This window comes from Pseudomonas sp. HTZ2, assembly GCF_033173945.1.
Taxonomy (GTDB): domain Bacteria; phylum Pseudomonadota; class Gammaproteobacteria; order Pseudomonadales; family Pseudomonadaceae; genus Aquipseudomonas; species Aquipseudomonas guariconensis.
In genome coordinates this window covers 2345459-2359412 of record NZ_CP137332.1, presented here as the reverse complement: position 1 = coordinate 2359412, position 13954 = coordinate 2345459, and the positions used below count along the sequence as shown (strand labels likewise).

The 13954-nt window shown below is 64.1% G+C and carries 15 protein-coding genes; 4 read left to right on the top strand and 11 right to left on the bottom strand.

Annotated features, from left to right (window positions below):
• Positions 1-32 precede the first annotated feature (32 nt).
• Entirely contained in the window at positions 33-536 is a 504-nt protein-coding gene (locus R6G97_RS10905) for a DUF523 domain-containing protein (protein WP_102081412.1), read from the bottom strand.
• Positions 523-1146 (bottom strand): 2OG-Fe(II) oxygenase, encoded by a 624-nt coding sequence (locus tag R6G97_RS10900; protein ID WP_090343435.1) that lies wholly within the window; start codon positions 1144-1146, stop codon positions 523-525. Before R6G97_RS10900 ends, R6G97_RS10905 begins: the two co-directional genes overlap by 14 nt.
• A 121-nt stretch (positions 1147-1267) precedes the next feature.
• Here R6G97_RS10900 and R6G97_RS10895 point away from each other — a divergent pair, with 121 nt between their 5' ends.
• Positions 1268-2020, top strand: a complete 753-nt coding sequence (locus R6G97_RS10895) for a DUF2059 domain-containing protein (protein ID WP_090343438.1) — start codon at positions 1268-1270, stop codon at positions 2018-2020.
• Here the strand turns inward: R6G97_RS10895 and R6G97_RS10890 are convergent, their stop codons facing one another.
• On the bottom strand, positions 2021-2950 hold the full coding sequence (locus tag R6G97_RS10890; RefSeq protein ID WP_090343441.1) for an alpha/beta hydrolase: 930 nt from the start codon (positions 2948-2950) through the stop codon (positions 2021-2023).
• A 133-nt stretch (positions 2951-3083) separates the two neighbouring features.
• Here R6G97_RS10890 and R6G97_RS10885 point away from each other — a divergent pair, with 133 nt between their 5' ends.
• Positions 3084-3647 carry a DUF6436 domain-containing protein gene (locus tag R6G97_RS10885; protein WP_043211490.1) on the top strand — a complete coding sequence of 188 codons (564 nt, stop codon included), beginning with the start codon at positions 3084-3086 and terminating at the stop codon, positions 3645-3647.
• On the opposite strand, the gene R6G97_RS10880 is transcribed toward R6G97_RS10885, so the two are convergent.
• The gene (locus tag R6G97_RS10880; protein WP_043211492.1) at positions 3626-4192 is read right to left on the bottom strand and encodes a sugar O-acetyltransferase; all 567 of its coding nucleotides are present in this window, start codon (positions 4190-4192) and stop codon (positions 3626-3628) included. The two genes, R6G97_RS10885 and R6G97_RS10880, sit on opposite strands and share 22 nt — an antisense overlap.
• Before the next feature lie 87 nt (positions 4193-4279).
• Between R6G97_RS10880 and R6G97_RS10875 the strand changes: the two genes are divergently transcribed.
• Together R6G97_RS10875 and R6G97_RS10870 are read left to right on the top strand one after the other, a co-directional pair.
• Positions 4280-6643 carry a penicillin acylase family protein gene (locus tag R6G97_RS10875; RefSeq protein ID WP_317848086.1) on the top strand — a complete coding sequence of 788 codons (2364 nt, stop codon included), beginning with the start codon at positions 4280-4282 and terminating at the stop codon, positions 6641-6643.
• A 41-nt stretch (positions 6644-6684) separates the two neighbouring features.
• Positions 6685-7503, top strand: a complete 819-nt coding sequence (locus R6G97_RS10870) for an alpha/beta fold hydrolase (RefSeq protein ID WP_102081408.1) — start codon at positions 6685-6687, stop codon at positions 7501-7503.
• Between the two features lie 343 nt (positions 7504-7846).
• On the opposite strand, the gene R6G97_RS10865 is transcribed toward R6G97_RS10870, so the two are convergent.
• The 7 genes from R6G97_RS10865 to R6G97_RS10835 all read right to left on the bottom strand — a co-directional run bounded on the left by R6G97_RS10865 (position 7847) and on the right by R6G97_RS10835 (position 13953).
• Positions 7847-8632 carry a MetQ/NlpA family ABC transporter substrate-binding protein gene (locus tag R6G97_RS10865; RefSeq protein ID WP_043211500.1) on the bottom strand — a complete coding sequence of 262 codons (786 nt, stop codon included), beginning with the start codon at positions 8630-8632 and terminating at the stop codon, positions 7847-7849.
• Positions 8633-8827: 195 nt separating this feature from the next.
• Positions 8828-9763 (bottom strand): sigma 54-interacting transcriptional regulator, encoded by a 936-nt coding sequence (locus tag R6G97_RS10860; RefSeq protein ID WP_090343451.1) that lies wholly within the window; start codon positions 9761-9763, stop codon positions 8828-8830.
• Between the two features lie 63 nt (positions 9764-9826).
• On the bottom strand, positions 9827-10408 hold the full coding sequence (locus tag R6G97_RS10855; RefSeq protein ID WP_070571765.1) for an alpha/beta hydrolase: 582 nt from the start codon (positions 10406-10408) through the stop codon (positions 9827-9829).
• A 231-nt stretch (positions 10409-10639) separates the two neighbouring features.
• Complete coding sequence (locus R6G97_RS10850) at positions 10640-11041, bottom strand: ExbD/TolR family protein (protein ID WP_043211507.1); 402 nt, start codon at positions 11039-11041, stop codon at positions 10640-10642.
• Position 11042: 1 nt separating this feature from the next.
• Complete coding sequence (locus tag R6G97_RS10845; protein ID WP_043211508.1) at positions 11043-11765, bottom strand: MotA/TolQ/ExbB proton channel family protein; 723 nt, start codon at positions 11763-11765, stop codon at positions 11043-11045.
• Positions 11766-11800: 35 nt separating this feature from the next.
• A complete protein-coding gene (locus tag R6G97_RS10840) occupies positions 11801-12595 on the bottom strand; it encodes an energy transducer TonB (protein WP_102081406.1) in 795 nt (264 codons plus the stop codon).
• A gap of 368 nt (positions 12596-12963) precedes the next feature.
• Complete coding sequence (locus R6G97_RS10835) at positions 12964-13953, bottom strand: sulfate/molybdate ABC transporter ATP-binding protein (protein ID WP_070571769.1); 990 nt, start codon at positions 13951-13953, stop codon at positions 12964-12966.
• Position 13954: the final 1 nt, after the last annotated feature.

Here is a 13954-nt window from a genome sequence, read left to right as displayed (position 1 = left end):
GGCATCGACCTTTATCGTCTGGCGAATCCTTGCTAGTGGCCCATACCTTCCAGCGCTCGCTGTGCGTCTTCGAGCTCCAGCTCGCTGAACACCAGCACGCCTTCGCGGCGCAACAGCGCTGTGGTCACCCCTTCCCCCGGGACCTTCACGCCGCTGAAGGTCCCATCGTAGGTCAACCGGTTGCCACATGAAGGGCTGCCTGCCTTGAGCACCGCCACACGGATGCCATGTTCACGCACCAGCGCCAGGGCCTGCCGGGCGCCAGCAAGAAAGGCTTCGCTGACATCCAACCCGGTCACCGTCACTACCTGGGCCTGCCCGTCCAGCACCGCCGCCCCCTGCCCCCCCGGAATTTCCGCTGGGGGGCGGGGTGTCGGCAGGCCGCCCGCCACTTCTGGACATAGCGGCACCACGCGGCCTTCGGCCTGCCAGCGCTGAAGAAGATCCGGGTGCCCGCTGTCGCGCCCGTCGTAGCGCACCGGCTGCCCCAGCAGACAGGCGCTGACCAGGACCCTGGGCAAATCAGAACGGTTCATTGCCACGACGGCGGAACCAGCCGGTCAGAGACAGGCGATCACGCCTGGCCGGCAAGACTTCATGGGGGATATCGCCAGACAGGAACACCACCAGGCTGCCCGCCTCCGGCTGCACATCCAGCTGCGCGTCCTCGGCGAGGAACATGCGCAACTGGCCACCGTCCTGGGGTTGCCAATTCTCGTTGAGGTAGAGGATGGCCGAGACCGCGCGTCGGTCGTCGTCGCGGAAACGGTCCACATGACGGCGATAGAAGGCGCCTGGTGGATACAAGGCGAAATGACACTCGAAGTCCTCGAGGCCCAGGTACAAGCCCTGGTTCAGCGCCTGGCGCAGGCTGTCCATGGCCGTCAGGTAACGGTCACAGGCCTCGGACTCACCCGGCTCCAGCCATTGGATGCGGTCGCCACGGATCGCTTCGCGCACCTCTTGTCCGGTGCCGCGCCCCACGCCGGCCGGGCTCAATTCGCCCTCGGCGGCACGGTGTCGGCACTCGGCCGCCAAGGCGCTGATCAATGCTTCGGGCAGGAAAAAAGGCTGGCGGGACCAACCACGGTTGGCCAGGTCGTCGACGATGGTAGAAAGCATCGGATATTCAAGAGAGATGGGCATGGCGCATAGTATCGACTCGCCGTGAAAACCGACAGCGCCACTTGGCCGCCAACCGTCATCGGCGTCTCGACAAAGCCACGCCGCCCCAAGGACAATAGCGGCCTGCCGACAGGAGTCCTGAATGCGCCGTTTGTTTTCCCTGCTGCTGATGATGATCTGCACCATGCCTGTCTGGGCAGACAGTCTCGATCAGCTGTACAAGGTCGCCGGCTGGCCCGACCAGCGCGCCCACTTCACCGATGCCGTGAGCGCTGCCCAGCAGCGCTACAAGAACAGCCTGCCGCCTGCGGTCTACCAGGCGCTGGTCAACAACAGCAACCAGCGTTTCCAGGCCCAGGCCATGGACCGCCGGGCCCAGGCGCAATTGCGCGCCAACCTGCCCAACCCTGCGCCTGCGCTGGCCTTCTTCCAGTCGCCGCTTGGGCGCAAGGTCGTGGCCGCCGAACTGCTGGCTACGCGCAAGGACCAACTGGCCAAGAATGCCAAGGGCCTGCCGAAGATCCAGGCCAGCGACAACCGTATGCTGATCATCGGCCACCTGGCCCAGGCCCTGCCTGCCCGGGAAGCCGGTGCCGAGGTGAGCCTGGCAATCGCCGGCGTCGCGGCCGACAGCCTCAGCTCCATGATCCCCGGCCTGTTCGGGGCAGGTCAGGCCAGCAGCCTGCTCGATGGCCAGCGCCAGCGCCTGATGCAGCAGATCGGCGAGGATTTGAACAACACCCTGTTGTACGTCTACCGCGACCTGTCCGACGCCGAGCTCGAGGAATTCGCCACCTTCGCCGAATCCGCCGAGGGCAAGGCCTACTACAAGGCAGCCCTGGAAGCGGTGCGCGCCGGTCTGGCGGTGGGGCGGAGCGCCGCAGACCTGCAGTGATCAGCCAAGGCGCTGATCGATGAAGGCGAAGTAGCGCTGGCGAATGGCCGGCAACTCGTTGGCCAGATGATGACGCGCCTCGGGCAGCATGAGGATCTGCGGCTCGGCGAACTTGGCCTTGAGCACCTTGAGGTTGTAGGGCCAATCCACCGTGGCGTCGGCTTCCCCCTGCACGATCACCGGTCGCCGCACGCTGCGCGGCGCGGCCTCGATACGCTTGACCCAGGCCACCAGGGCCCCGACCCAGGCCGTCGGCAACCGCCGCGGTTGCAGTGGGTCGGCCTCCAGGAACGGCAGGAACGCCGGATCGTTGCTGTTCTCGCTGAAGCGCCGCTCGATGCCGTTGACGAAGTGGCGCAGCACGCAATAGCTGAGTTTCGACCAATACCACGAGCGTGGCCGCACCAAAGGCGCCAGCAGGATCACTTGGCCATCGGCCGGGCTCTGCTCGCCGTGGTGCAGCACGTGATCCACCACGATCGCCCCGCCAGTGCTCTGCCCGCACAGATGCCATGGGCGTGGCAAGTCGAGCAGACGGGCCTGTTCGAACAAAGCATCGAGCATCTGCTGGTAGACGGCGAAATCAGTGATGCTGGCCCGTTCGCCACTCGACAACCCATGGCCTGGGAGGTCGCAACTGATGACCGCGAACCCCTGACCCAACGCCCATTCGATCACATGGCAGTACAGCCCCATGTGGTCGTAGTAGCCGTGCAGCAGAAACAGCGTCGCCACAGGCCGCTGCGGCAACCACACCTGCCCCACCAACTCGAAGCCCGCCGCCTTGAAGCCGCCCAGCCAGCTTTGGCGCACCGGCAGGTCCAGGCCATAGAAACGCTGGTAGTCCAGGCCTTGGGACGACAGAGGGTGGCGGGCCGCCAAGGGCGCAAGGCTGGCGCGCAGGAGGTCGGGGTGAAAGGTGGCGGGCATCGGGCGGATCCACAGCGAAGCGAGTATTGACCTGTGATATTCAGCTCTGGGCGTCATCGTGGCAAGCTAGACCCTTTGCCAGAACAGACCGCTCCCACAGGGTTCTCGCTGCCCCAAATCCTGCGGACACACCATGCCCACCCGTAAATCCCTGCTCACCGCCTTCGCATTGCTGCTCTGCGCTGCCGTCCTCTGGTGGGCGTACGCCAGTTTCCAGGCGCGTTACCTGCGCACGTTCGACGACCAGACAACGCTGTTCGAGGGCAGCCAGTTGCAGTTGCCTGCCGAGCTGGCCGGCCCAGGCCCGATCCGGGTGGTGCATTTCTGGGACCCGGCCTGCCCCTGCAACGTCGGCAACCAGCAGCACCTGGGCGAGCTGATCGAACATTTCGCACCTCAAGGCGTGCGCTTTCATGTGGTGCAAAAGCCCGGTAGCCAAGGCCAGTTGCCTGACAACCTGGCGGCGCTCCAACCCTTGGCCGCGCTGCCCGGCAGCGAGCACCTGCCAGCGTCTCCCGCCGTGGCCATCTGGGACCGCGAAGGCCGCCTGGCCTACTTCGGCCCTTATAGCGAGGGCGCCGTGTGCAATGCCAGCAACAGCTTCATCGAGCCGGTCCTCAAGGCGCTGGTCGAAGGCCGCAAGATCAACGCGTCCAACACCCTGGCCCAGGGCTGCTACTGCCCTTGGGCCGGCTGACGCACCCGCGCGGGGTTGCCCACCACGATCGCCCCGGCCGGCACGTCGCGGGTGACCACGCTGCCGGCGCCCACCACGGCGTTGTCGCCGATACTCACGCCCGGCAGGATGATCGCCCCGCCACCGATCCACACGTTGTTGCCAATGCGCACCGGCCGGCCGCTCTCCAACCCGCTGCGGCGCACCTCGGGGTCCAGCGGATGGTCAGCGGTGTAGATCTGCACCGCAGGGCCGATCTGGCAGTCCTCGCCGATATGGACCGGCAACACATCGAGAATCACGCAATTGAAATTCATGAAGGTGTTGGCACCCACGCTGATGTTGTAGCCGTAGTCGCAATAAAATGGCGGACGAATCACTGCGCCTGGGCCGGCATGGCCGAAGTGCTCGACCAACAGCGCGTGGCGGGCGTCGTTGAGCAGCTCGACACTGCTGTTGTAGCGGTGCATCCAGTGCTTGTTGGCGATCTGCTCGGCTTGCAGTTCAGGGCAGCCGGCATGGTAAAGCTGGCCAGTCAGCATTTTCTGTTTTTCGCTGAGGGACATGGAGACTCCTTCCAGGGGACTATGCTCAGTTCGCGAATCCGTCGATGATCGGACCACACTTTTCGCTCGAATGCACAAGGAGTCTTGATGAAGCGCAGCCTGACCCTGCTGGCAGTGGCGATTGCCGCTGCCGTAGGCGCCGGTTACTGGTACGTGCAAGGCAAGCAGCCACAGCGCGGGGGCCAGACAAGTGTTGCCGGCCTCGAGGCGCCGGTCAGCGTACGCTACGACGCTCGCGGCGTCCCTCATCTGCAGGCGCAGAACGAGTCTGACCTGTACCGTGCCCTGGGCTATGTGCATGCCCAGGACCGGTTGTTCCAGATGGAAATCCTGCGGCGCCTGGCCCGTGGAGAGCTGGCCGAAGTGCTGGGCGCCGACCTGATCCCCACCGACACCCTGTTTCGCAGCCTGCGTATCCGCGAACAGGCCACACGCATGGCCCAGCGCCAGGACCAGCAATCGCCGGCCTGGCAGGCGCTACAGGCCTACCTGGACGGGGTCAACCAATGGCAGGCCAGCCACCCCAAGCCCATGGAGTTCGACCTGCTGGGCATCAACCCACGCCCCTTCACCGCCGAGGACACGCTCAGCATCGCCGGTTACTTGGCGTACAGTTTTGCCGCTGCCTTTCGCACCGAGCCTGCGCTGACCTATATCCGCGATCAGCTCGGCCCTCAGTACCTGGAAATCTTCGATCTCGACTGGCAACCGGACGGCGCCCTGGCCGCGCCCCTAGCTGCTGCGGACTGGCGCAGCCTGGAGCAGTTGGCACGCTTGAGTCACGAGGCCTTGGGCGAGGCCGGCATCCCCCAGTTCGAAGGCAGCAATGCCTGGGCCGTGTCTGGCACCCGCACGCGCAGCGGCCGCCCATTGCTGGCCGGCGATCCGCACATTGGCTTTGCCGTCCCGGCAGTGTGGTACGAGGCTGAACTGTCGGCACCGGGGTTCAACCTGTATGGCTACTTCCAGGCGCTCAACCCCTTCGCCCTGCTCGGTCACAACCTGGACTTCGGCTGGAGCCTGACCATGTTCCAGAACGACGACGTGGACCTGATCGCCGAGCAGGTCAACCCGAACGACCCCGATCAGGTCAGGGTCGCTGGCAGGTGGCAGCCGCTGGAAAAAGTCGAGCAGCAGATCGCTGTCAAAGGCCAGGCCCCCGCGTCTATCACCCTACGTCGCTCGCCCCACGGCCCGATCGTCAACGATGTGATCGGCGCCACCGCCGGGCCTAGGCCGATTGCCATGTGGTGGGCATTCCTGGAAACCGACAACCCCTTGCTCGATGGCTTCTATCAGGTCAACCGCGCCGATACCCTGGGCAAGATGCGCGACGCGGCAGCGAAGATCCATGCCCCCGGCCTGAATCTTGTCTGGGCCAATGCCCGTGGCGACATCGGGTGGTGGGCAGCAGCGCAATTGCCGGTGCGCCCAGAGGGGGTCAATCCGTCGTTCATTCTCGATGGCAGCACGTCCCAGGCCGACAAACCCGGCTTCTACCCGTTCAGCGTGAACCCACAGCAAGAGAACCCTGCCAGCGGCTACATCGTCTCGGCCAACTTCCAGCCTCCGGCCGTCGTGCCGGTCCCTGGCTATTACAACCTGCCCGATCGTGGTCGCCAGCTCGACCGACACCTGGCCGTGCCAGGTATCCAGTGGGACACCCAAAACACCCAAGCTTTGCAGCTCGATACCGCCACCGACTACGGCCCACGCACCTTGGCACCGCTGCTGGGCACTTTGCGCGCCATCGCTCAGGGCGAGCAGGAGAAGGAACTGGTGGAACAATTGGCCGCCTGGCGGGGCGACTACCCGCTGGATTCGACCAGTGCCACCCTGTTCAACCAGTTCCTGTATGAACTGGCCTTCGCAGCCCTGCACGACGAACTGGGAGATACCTGGTTCCCGGTCCTGATCAACACCCGCGTCATCGATGCAGCCCTGCCGCGCCTGGCGGCCGATCCCGAGTCGCCTTGGTGGGCGCTACGCGGCGCCAGCGAACATACCGACCGCACCGCTATCGTCAAGCTGGCCTGGCAACGCAGCCTCGCTCACCTGCGCGAGACGTTCGGCAAGGACCCGGCCCGCTGGCAGTGGGGCAAAGCCCACACCCTGACCCACAACCACCCGCTGGGAGTGAAGAAGCCGCTGAACCTGCTGTTCAACGTTGGCCCCTTCGCCGCACCCGGTACCCATGAGGTGCCCAACAACCTCTCGGCGAAGATCGGTCCGGCACCCTGGGCAGTCAACTACGGCCCCTCAACCCGGCGCCTGATTGATTTCGCAGACCCCGGCGCGGCCCTGACCATCAACCCGGTAGGCCAGAGCGGTGTGCTGTTCGACCCGCACTATGGCGACCAAGCCGAGGATTACATCAATGGGCGATATCAACGGGCGCAGATGGGTGTGATTCCAGCGCAAAGCACCTTGCGACTGCTGCCGGTACAGTGACGGCCCGAGCCATGACCTTCAACCCGCTCCCGAGGATCCCGATGCACAAGCACTTCATTGAAATCGACGGCGCCCGCATGAGCTATGTCGACCAGGGCCAAGGTTTCCCCGTGCTGCTGGGCCACAGCTATTTGTGGTCGGCGGCCATGTGGCAGCCGCAGATCGAGGCACTGTCGAAACACTACCGGGTGATCGTGCCCGAGCTTTGGGGCCACGGCGACTCCGCAGCGCCACCGCCCACCACCACCGACATGAGCGTGTTGGCGCGCCAGCACCTGGCATTGCTCGATGCGCTGGATATCCCGAAATGCCATCTGGTCGGCCTGTCGGTCGGCGGCATGTGGGGCGCACAACTGGCCATCGAGCACCCCCAGCGCATCGACCGCCTGGTGTTGATGGACACCTACCTGGGCGCCGAGCCGGACGCCACCCGCCTGAAATACTTTGGCCTGCTCGATGCCGCGAGCGCAGCGGGCGGGTTCAGCGATGCCTTGCTCGACATCGTCGTACCGATCTTCTTCCATGCCGGGGGCCAGACGGTACCTGAGATCCGTGAGCAGTTTCGCGCCCAGCTCAAGGCTAGCAGCGCCCAGGCGATCCGGGAAAGCCTCGAGCCGATGGGCCGAGTGATTTTCGGCCGGCCAGACCTGCTGGCGCGGCTGGGCGAATTGCCAGGCGAACGTACTATCGTGCTGTGTGGCGACCAGGACATTCCCCGGCCACCGGCAGAGTCCAACGAAATGGCCCGCTTGATCGGCTGCCTGGCGGCGCAGATTCCGTTCGCGGGGCACATCTCGAGTCTCGAGAGCCCGCAGGTGGTGAATGAGTTTCTGTTGAACTGGTTGCCGCGCAATAGCTGAAATCCCCGGGGCTGCCATGCAGCCCCACCCGCTCCCACAGGTACGGCGACATTCTTCGGCTTGGCGCTGTGCCCTTGGGAGCAAAGCCTGCGATCGGCCGCAACGCGTACCCTTCGTCGGCGGGCGCGGAAATTTCGTCCTGACCTGGGATCTTTCCTGTCGATGGCCTCTCAAAGGGCACTCAGACAGCCTTCAGGAATCCCCCAATGAACAGCGCCTGCCCACCCATTTCGAACGAGCAACTTCAATGGCTCCTGGCCTTGCGTCGGGCGCTGGCCAAATCGGGGGCATGAACGAAAACGCCGACGCAAATACGTCGGCGTTTTTCTTTCAGGCGTGAAGATCAGAACGCCGGCAGCACCGCACCGCTGTACTTCTTGGCGATGAATTCCTTCACCTGCGGGCTGGTAAGGGCTTTGGCCAGTTTCTGGATGGCCTCGCTGTCCTTGTTGTCCGGGCGGGCAACCAGGAAGTTCACGTACGGCGAGTCGCTGCCTTCGATTACCAGGGCGTCCTTGGCCGGGTTCAGACCGGCTTCCAGGGCGTAGTTGGTGTTGATCATGTCCAGGTCGACCTGATCGAGCACGCGCGGCAGCATGGCCGATTCCAGCTCGCGGAACTTCAGGTTTTTCGGGTTCTCGGCGATGTCCTTGGGCGTAGCCAGGGCATTCTTCGGATCTTTCAGGGTGATCAGACCTGCCTTTTGCAGCAGGATCAGCGCACGGCCGCTGTTGCTGCCTTCGTTGGGGATGGCGACAGTGGCACCGTCCTTGAGCTCAGCCAGGCTCTTGACCTTCTTGGAGTAGCCACCGAACGGCTCGACGTGTACGCCGATCACGGTTTCCAGGTGAGTACCCTTGCCTTCGTTGAAGTTCTTCAGGTACGGCAGGGTCTGGAAGTAGTTGGCATCCAGACGCTTCTGGTCGACCTGCACGTTAGGCTGGACGTAGTCGGTGAAGACCTTGATCTGCAGGTCCACGCCTTCCTTGGCCAGAGTTGGCTTGATCAATTCGAGGATTTCGGCGTGGGGTACGGGAGTAGCAGCCACGACCAGCTTCTCGGCGGCGTTGGCGAAACCGGCCAGCGACAGGGCAGCGGCCAGGGCAGTGGTCAGCAGAGTTTTTTTCATGGTGATCCTTGTTATCAAGCTGGAGCCATTGATGATGGCGAAGTCGGTGCCCACCCTTTGAATGGGGGCGTGAAGCGGACGATACCGGGAATTTTTATTCCGGAACAATATCTTTTGCTTAGCCGCTTATAACTAAAACAAATTGCCATTACCGCATTCGCTTCTGACCAACGGTTACCCGCTCTAGCACAGGGTTTATCCCAGGCTCGCCAATGTCGAAGCCAGCAATTGGCGCACCGCCGATTTCGTTTGCGGCTCCTGGCTCTGGCCCAGTTGCGCAAGTTGGCGCGCCAGGCTGGCCAGCGGCGTGGTGTCGGGCAGGTCCAGGTGCTGCGGGAGGATTTCCCCGGCATCGCTCACCAACAGGGCAAAGTGGATGACGTTTTCCAGCTCGCGGGTATTGCCGGGCCAGGCATGGGCCTCAAGGGCCTGCTGGGCGGCTTCGCTGATCAGCGGCACCGGAACGCCCAGGCGTAGGCTGTAGATTCCGATGAAGTATTCGGCCAGCGGCAGGATATCCCCCACCCGCTCGCGTAGCGCCGGCAATTCCAGCTGGCCTTCGCGCAGGTAGAGGTAGAGTCGCTCGTTGAAGCGCCCGGCACGCACGGCCTGGGCCAGGTCGATACTGGACGCCGCCACCAAGCGGACATCCACCGGCTGCGGCCGCTGGGCGCCGACGCGGGTGACTTCGCGGTTCTCCAGCGCCGCCAGAAGCTTGCCCTGGATCGCCAGCGGCAGGTCGGCGATCTCGTCCAAGTACAGGGTGCCGCCATTGGCCGAGCCGAACCAGCCCGCCCGGCCGCTGGCGGTTCCCCCTAGGGTGCCGGCGCTGTAGCCGAACAACTCGGCATCGGCGTAGGTCGGGCTGATCGCCGCGCAGCTCACCGAGACGAACAACCCACTGCGGTCACTGGCACGATGGACCTGTCGGGCCAGCAGTTCCTTGCCGGTACCGGTCTCGCCGCGGATCAACACCGGCACCGGTTGCGGTGCCAGGTGCTCCAAGGCATCGCGCAGCTGTTGCGAACGAGGGTCGATGAACACCAGCGCCTTGGCGCGGATGCTCAATGGGCTTTTGTCTTGCTCGGGGAAGGTCAGCAAAGGCTGACCGAAAGTGTTGTGGATGGTCATGACGCGCTCCCGCCCGAGGCCGCCGCCGGCCGGGCGTCTTGGTGTACGTGAACGGTTGGCGGATCAGGCGCGGCGCAAGGCCCGCTGTTCGATACGGCCTTGCAGGCGATAGAGGTAGGCAAAACCTTGCTCCCAGCGCTCATGGCCGGACTTGACGTTGATATGCCCGGCATTGGCCAGCAGCCCCGCCTCGGCGCCCCAGGCCCGTGCCAGGTGCAATGCACGCGGCACACTGACGGCCGGGTCGTTGTCCGAACTGACCACCTGACTCGGGAATGGCAGCGGCTGCAGCGGGATCGGTGCGAAATTGCGCAGCGCGGGCGAGCAGGTGGGACGCTCGACATCCGCCGGAGCCACCAGCAATGCGCCGCGCACTTGGCGCAGCAAGGCCGGGCGGGCCTGGGCGGCCCAATGAGCGACGGTGATGCAGCCCAGACTATGGGCGATCAGGATCACCGGCGAGCGTTCGGCGGCGATTGCCTGCTCCAGCGCCTGGACCCAGTCGCGCCGCTGAGGCGTGAGCCAGTCGCGCTGCTCGACCCGGACGCTGTTGGGCAGACTACGCTGCCAGTGACTTTGCCAATGGTTGTCTGGCGATCCTTGCCAGCCCGGCACAATCAGGTAACGGATCGACTCATTGCGCATGGGGACGCCTCCTGGAAGTTTGCGTGCTTGGGACCAGTATTGAGGAGACGGTTATATCAGTAAAGGAATAAGGCGCTATTTATTAATAGCTTTAAGTTTTAAGCGACACGCTTCAGTCGCTAACTCGTGCCCTCTTGCCGCACGAAGCTCAAAACGTACAGCCCAAAAAAAAGGGCCATCCCCTGCCAAGGAAAATGGCCCTGAAGCACTTGCCTGAAGAGGGTTTGCCGGTCAGCGTGCGGTGATCACCGCCAACTTGCTGATCCCGGCGCGTTCGATGGCAGCCATGGCCCGCGCCACTTCGCCGTAATTGACGCCATCGTCGGCCTGCAACTGGACGCGCAGCTCGGCGTCCTTGGCCTTGGCGTCCTTGAGGTTGGTTTCCAGCAGATCGGGCTGGATCTCGTCCTTGTTGATGAACAGCTTGCCGCTGCCATCGATGCTCACCACCAGCGGGTCCTTCTGCTCGACCGGGGCCACGGCCTCGGTCTTGGGCAGGTTGATGGGGATGGCGTTGGTCAGCAGCGGTGCGGTGACGATGAACACCACCAACAGCACCAGCATGACGTCCACCAAGGGCGTGACGTTGATTTCACTGAGGACTTCATCGCTGTCCTGGGTCGAGAAGGCCATATCAGGAAGCCTCCTTCACCGGTTGGGTGAATCCGGTCTGGGCCTTGTGCACTGCAGGGTGCACGAGTACGCGGAAGGCACTCTTCTGCGCCAGGCTGTAGAAGTCATGGGCGAAATCGTCGAGGTCGGCGGCGGTCAGCTTGAGGCGACGCAGGAAATAGTTGTAGACCAGCACCGCAGGCACCGCGACGGCGATACCGACCCCGGTGGCCACCAGCGCCGCGCCGATCGGCCCGGCCACGGTTTCAAGGCTCGCCGAGCCTGCCGCGCTGATGCCTTTGAGCGCTTCCATGATGCCCCACACAGTGCCGAACAGGCCGATGAAAGGCGAGGTGCTGCCGATGCTGGCGACCACTGCCAGGCCCGTTTCCAGGGAGCGGCGTTCACGCACGATCTGCTGACGCAGCGCGCGCTCCAGACGGTCCTGATGATTGATGGCATGGCTCAGGTCATTGGCCTGGCCCGGCTCCCCGACGGCAATCGCCGCGTAGCCTGCCTGGGCCACCCGGGCGGCGGGGCCGGGCAGATCGTGGCTGGGCTGGGCTGCCGCATCGAGGCTCGAGGCCGCCCAGAACTGCTCATGGAAGCGCCGATCCTGGTGCTTCAGGCGCACGAACTGCACGACCTTGACCAAGGCCAACGCCCAAGTGGCCACGGAAAAACCAACCAGCAGCCAGATGACGGCGCTTTCAACGGATTCGAGTGGGGATGCCAACAGGCTCATGATGAAGTCTTCCTTTGTACGTCGATGGGCGCGAATTAACGAAGCTTGAAATCGATCGGCACGCTGACCCAGCCAACCTGGGCCACCTCGCCCTGCTTGGCCGGCACGAAGCTCCAGCGCTTCACTGCGGCGAGGGCCGCGTCATCCAGCACCTGGCGACCGCTGCTCTTCTGGATCTGGATCTGCCCAGGCTTGCCGCTGGCGAGCACCTCGACACGTAGCAGCACCGACCCCTCCCAGCCCCGGCGATGGGCCATTTGTGGGTACTGCGGCGCGGGGTTCTTCAAATAGGCAGCGCTGGCCGAAGGTGGCGTAACCGGCGCCGGTGCCGGCGGAGCCACCGGCGCGGGGGCCGCCACCGGTGGAGCGGGCGGCGCCTCGACGGGCTTGGGCTGCGGCTTGGCCACTGGTTTGGGCGCAGGTATCGGCTTGGGCTTGGGTATCGGTTTTGGCGCAGGCTTGGCCGCCAGCTCGTCCACCACAGGGGGTGGCGGCTCGACCACGGGCGGCGCTGGAGCCGGTGGAGGGGGCTCGACCACAGGTGGTGCGGGCGCGGCGAACTCGATGGTCATCGGCGGAATCTGTGGTGGAACCACGGGCAATACTGGAGTCGGCGCCTGGCTGATCCAGTAGGCCGCAGCGCCATGCAGGGCCAACACCAGCAGCCCTAGTGCCAGCGTGTCGCGACGCTTGAGGCCACTGACAGGCGTGCGTTGCAGGCGCAGTTGGCCCAATGGCAGGCGAAGCGTGCGTCCAAGCTCGACCAGGTCGCCCGATGCCGGACGCCATGGCTGGTCGTAGGCCCTGACGGCCGACTGGACATTACCCATCGATAGAACTCCCTGGGGGCGTGATTCATGGCTGAATCATCGGGCGCGAAGGCTTATCCCAGAAAGTAATATTTAAAATTAAAAATAGATCTTTTTTGAATATGGAGAAGCTACGGTTGCGCCCAGGCCGCGTCGTTCAAGGGCTGCAGCAGTGCACCGAAAAAACGATGCCTGCCCGGCATATGAAATATAGCGACAAGGCATGGCCCTGGCGCACAGGTGGGGTTGCACACCCTCTGTGGGAGCGGGTTCGCCCGCGACTACGCCCGCCTCTTCACCACGCATCCGCGGGCAAAACCCGCTCCCACAGATTCCTGCAGTACAAAAAAACCCGGGACGATGCCCGGGTTATCGGTGTGCACGATGGATCAGATGTCCGTTACCTTCTGCCAGACCTTCGGCCGGAAGAACAACGTCTCCCCCCGCGCCAGCCCCGACAGGCTGTCGTGGTCCTTGACCACTTCCGCCTCGATCAACTCGCTCTGTCCTGGCACCTTCAAGGTGACACGCGTGGTCGCCCCCAATGGGCGGATATCGCGCACTTCGGCGGCCTGGTGGCCTTCGGTCTCATGGCGCGACAGCGACACTTCGTGCGGACGGAACAGCACATGCTGGCCCTCGCTCAGACTCAGGCGGTTGGAGTCGCCCAGGAAGTGATAGACGAAGTCGTTGGCAGGGTGTTCATACACCTCGCCCGGCGAACCGATCTGCTCGATCACACCCTTGTTCATCACCACGATGCGGTCTGCCACTTCCATGGCTTCTTCCTGGTCGTGGGTGACGAATACCGAGGTCAGGTTGATGTCCTCGTGCAGGCGCGCCAACCAACGGCGCAGCTCCTTGCGTACCTTGGCGTCCAGCGCACCGAAGGGCTCATCGAGCAGCAGCACCTTGGGTTCCACCGCCAGGGCACGGGCCAGGGCGATACGCTGGCGCTGACCGCCGGACAGCTGCTCAGGGTAGCGGTCGGACAACCAGTCCAGTTGCACCATGTTCAGCAGCTCGTGCACTTTCTCGGCGATCTTGCTCTCGCTCGGGCGTTCACCCTTGGGCTTCATGCGCAGGCCAAAAGCGACGTTGTCGAACACGCTCATGTGGCGGAACAAAGCGTAGTGCTGGAACACGAAACCGACGTTGCGATCACGCACGTCATGGCCGGACACGTCCTCGCCATGGAACACGATATTGCCCTGGTCGGGCGTTTCCAGGCCGGCGATGATGCGCAGCAGGGTGGTCTTGCCGCAGCCGGACGGGCCCAGCAGGGCCACCAGCTCGCCGCTGTTGATATCCAGGTTGATGTTGTCCAGGGCCTGGAAGGCGTTGAAGCGCTTGCTGACGTTACGAACTTCGATCGACATG

What these genes read in the sequence shown, in the direction of transcription:
- R6G97_RS10900 (WP_090343435.1), bottom strand. Translation starts at nt 1,146, where the DNA reads ATGCCCATCTCTCTTGAATATCCGATGCTTTCTACCATCGTCGACGAC.
- R6G97_RS10855 (WP_070571765.1), bottom strand. Translation starts at nt 10,408, where the DNA reads ATGCGCAATGAGTCGATCCGTTACCTGATTGTGCCGGGCTGGCAAGGA.
- R6G97_RS10880 (WP_043211492.1), bottom strand. Translation starts at nt 4,192, where the DNA reads ATGTCCCTCAGCGAAAAACAGAAAATGCTGACTGGCCAGCTTTACCAT.
- R6G97_RS10905 (WP_102081412.1), bottom strand. Translation starts at nt 536, where the DNA reads ATGAACCGTTCTGATTTGCCCAGGGTCCTGGTCAGCGCCTGTCTGCTG.
- R6G97_RS10875 (WP_317848086.1), top strand. Translation starts at nt 4,280, where the DNA reads ATGAAGCGCAGCCTGACCCTGCTGGCAGTGGCGATTGCCGCTGCCGTA.
- R6G97_RS10895 (WP_090343438.1), top strand. Translation starts at nt 1,268, where the DNA reads ATGCGCCGTTTGTTTTCCCTGCTGCTGATGATGATCTGCACCATGCCT.
- R6G97_RS10835 (WP_070571769.1), bottom strand. Translation starts at nt 13,953, where the DNA reads ATGTCGATCGAAGTTCGTAACGTCAGCAAGCGCTTCAACGCCTTCCAG.
- R6G97_RS10865 (WP_043211500.1), bottom strand. Translation starts at nt 8,632, where the DNA reads ATGAAAAAAACTCTGCTGACCACTGCCCTGGCCGCTGCCCTGTCGCTG.
- R6G97_RS10860 (WP_090343451.1), bottom strand. Translation starts at nt 9,763, where the DNA reads ATGACCATCCACAACACTTTCGGTCAGCCTTTGCTGACCTTCCCCGAG.
- R6G97_RS10890 (WP_090343441.1), bottom strand. Translation starts at nt 2,950, where the DNA reads ATGCCCGCCACCTTTCACCCCGACCTCCTGCGCGCCAGCCTTGCGCCC.
- R6G97_RS10885 (WP_043211490.1), top strand. Translation starts at nt 3,084, where the DNA reads ATGCCCACCCGTAAATCCCTGCTCACCGCCTTCGCATTGCTGCTCTGC.
- R6G97_RS10850 (WP_043211507.1), bottom strand. Translation starts at nt 11,041, where the DNA reads ATGGCCTTCTCGACCCAGGACAGCGATGAAGTCCTCAGTGAAATCAAC.
- R6G97_RS10840 (WP_102081406.1), bottom strand. Translation starts at nt 12,595, where the DNA reads ATGGGTAATGTCCAGTCGGCCGTCAGGGCCTACGACCAGCCATGGCGT.
- R6G97_RS10870 (WP_102081408.1), top strand. Translation starts at nt 6,685, where the DNA reads ATGCACAAGCACTTCATTGAAATCGACGGCGCCCGCATGAGCTATGTC.
- R6G97_RS10845 (WP_043211508.1), bottom strand. Translation starts at nt 11,765, where the DNA reads ATGAGCCTGTTGGCATCCCCACTCGAATCCGTTGAAAGCGCCGTCATC.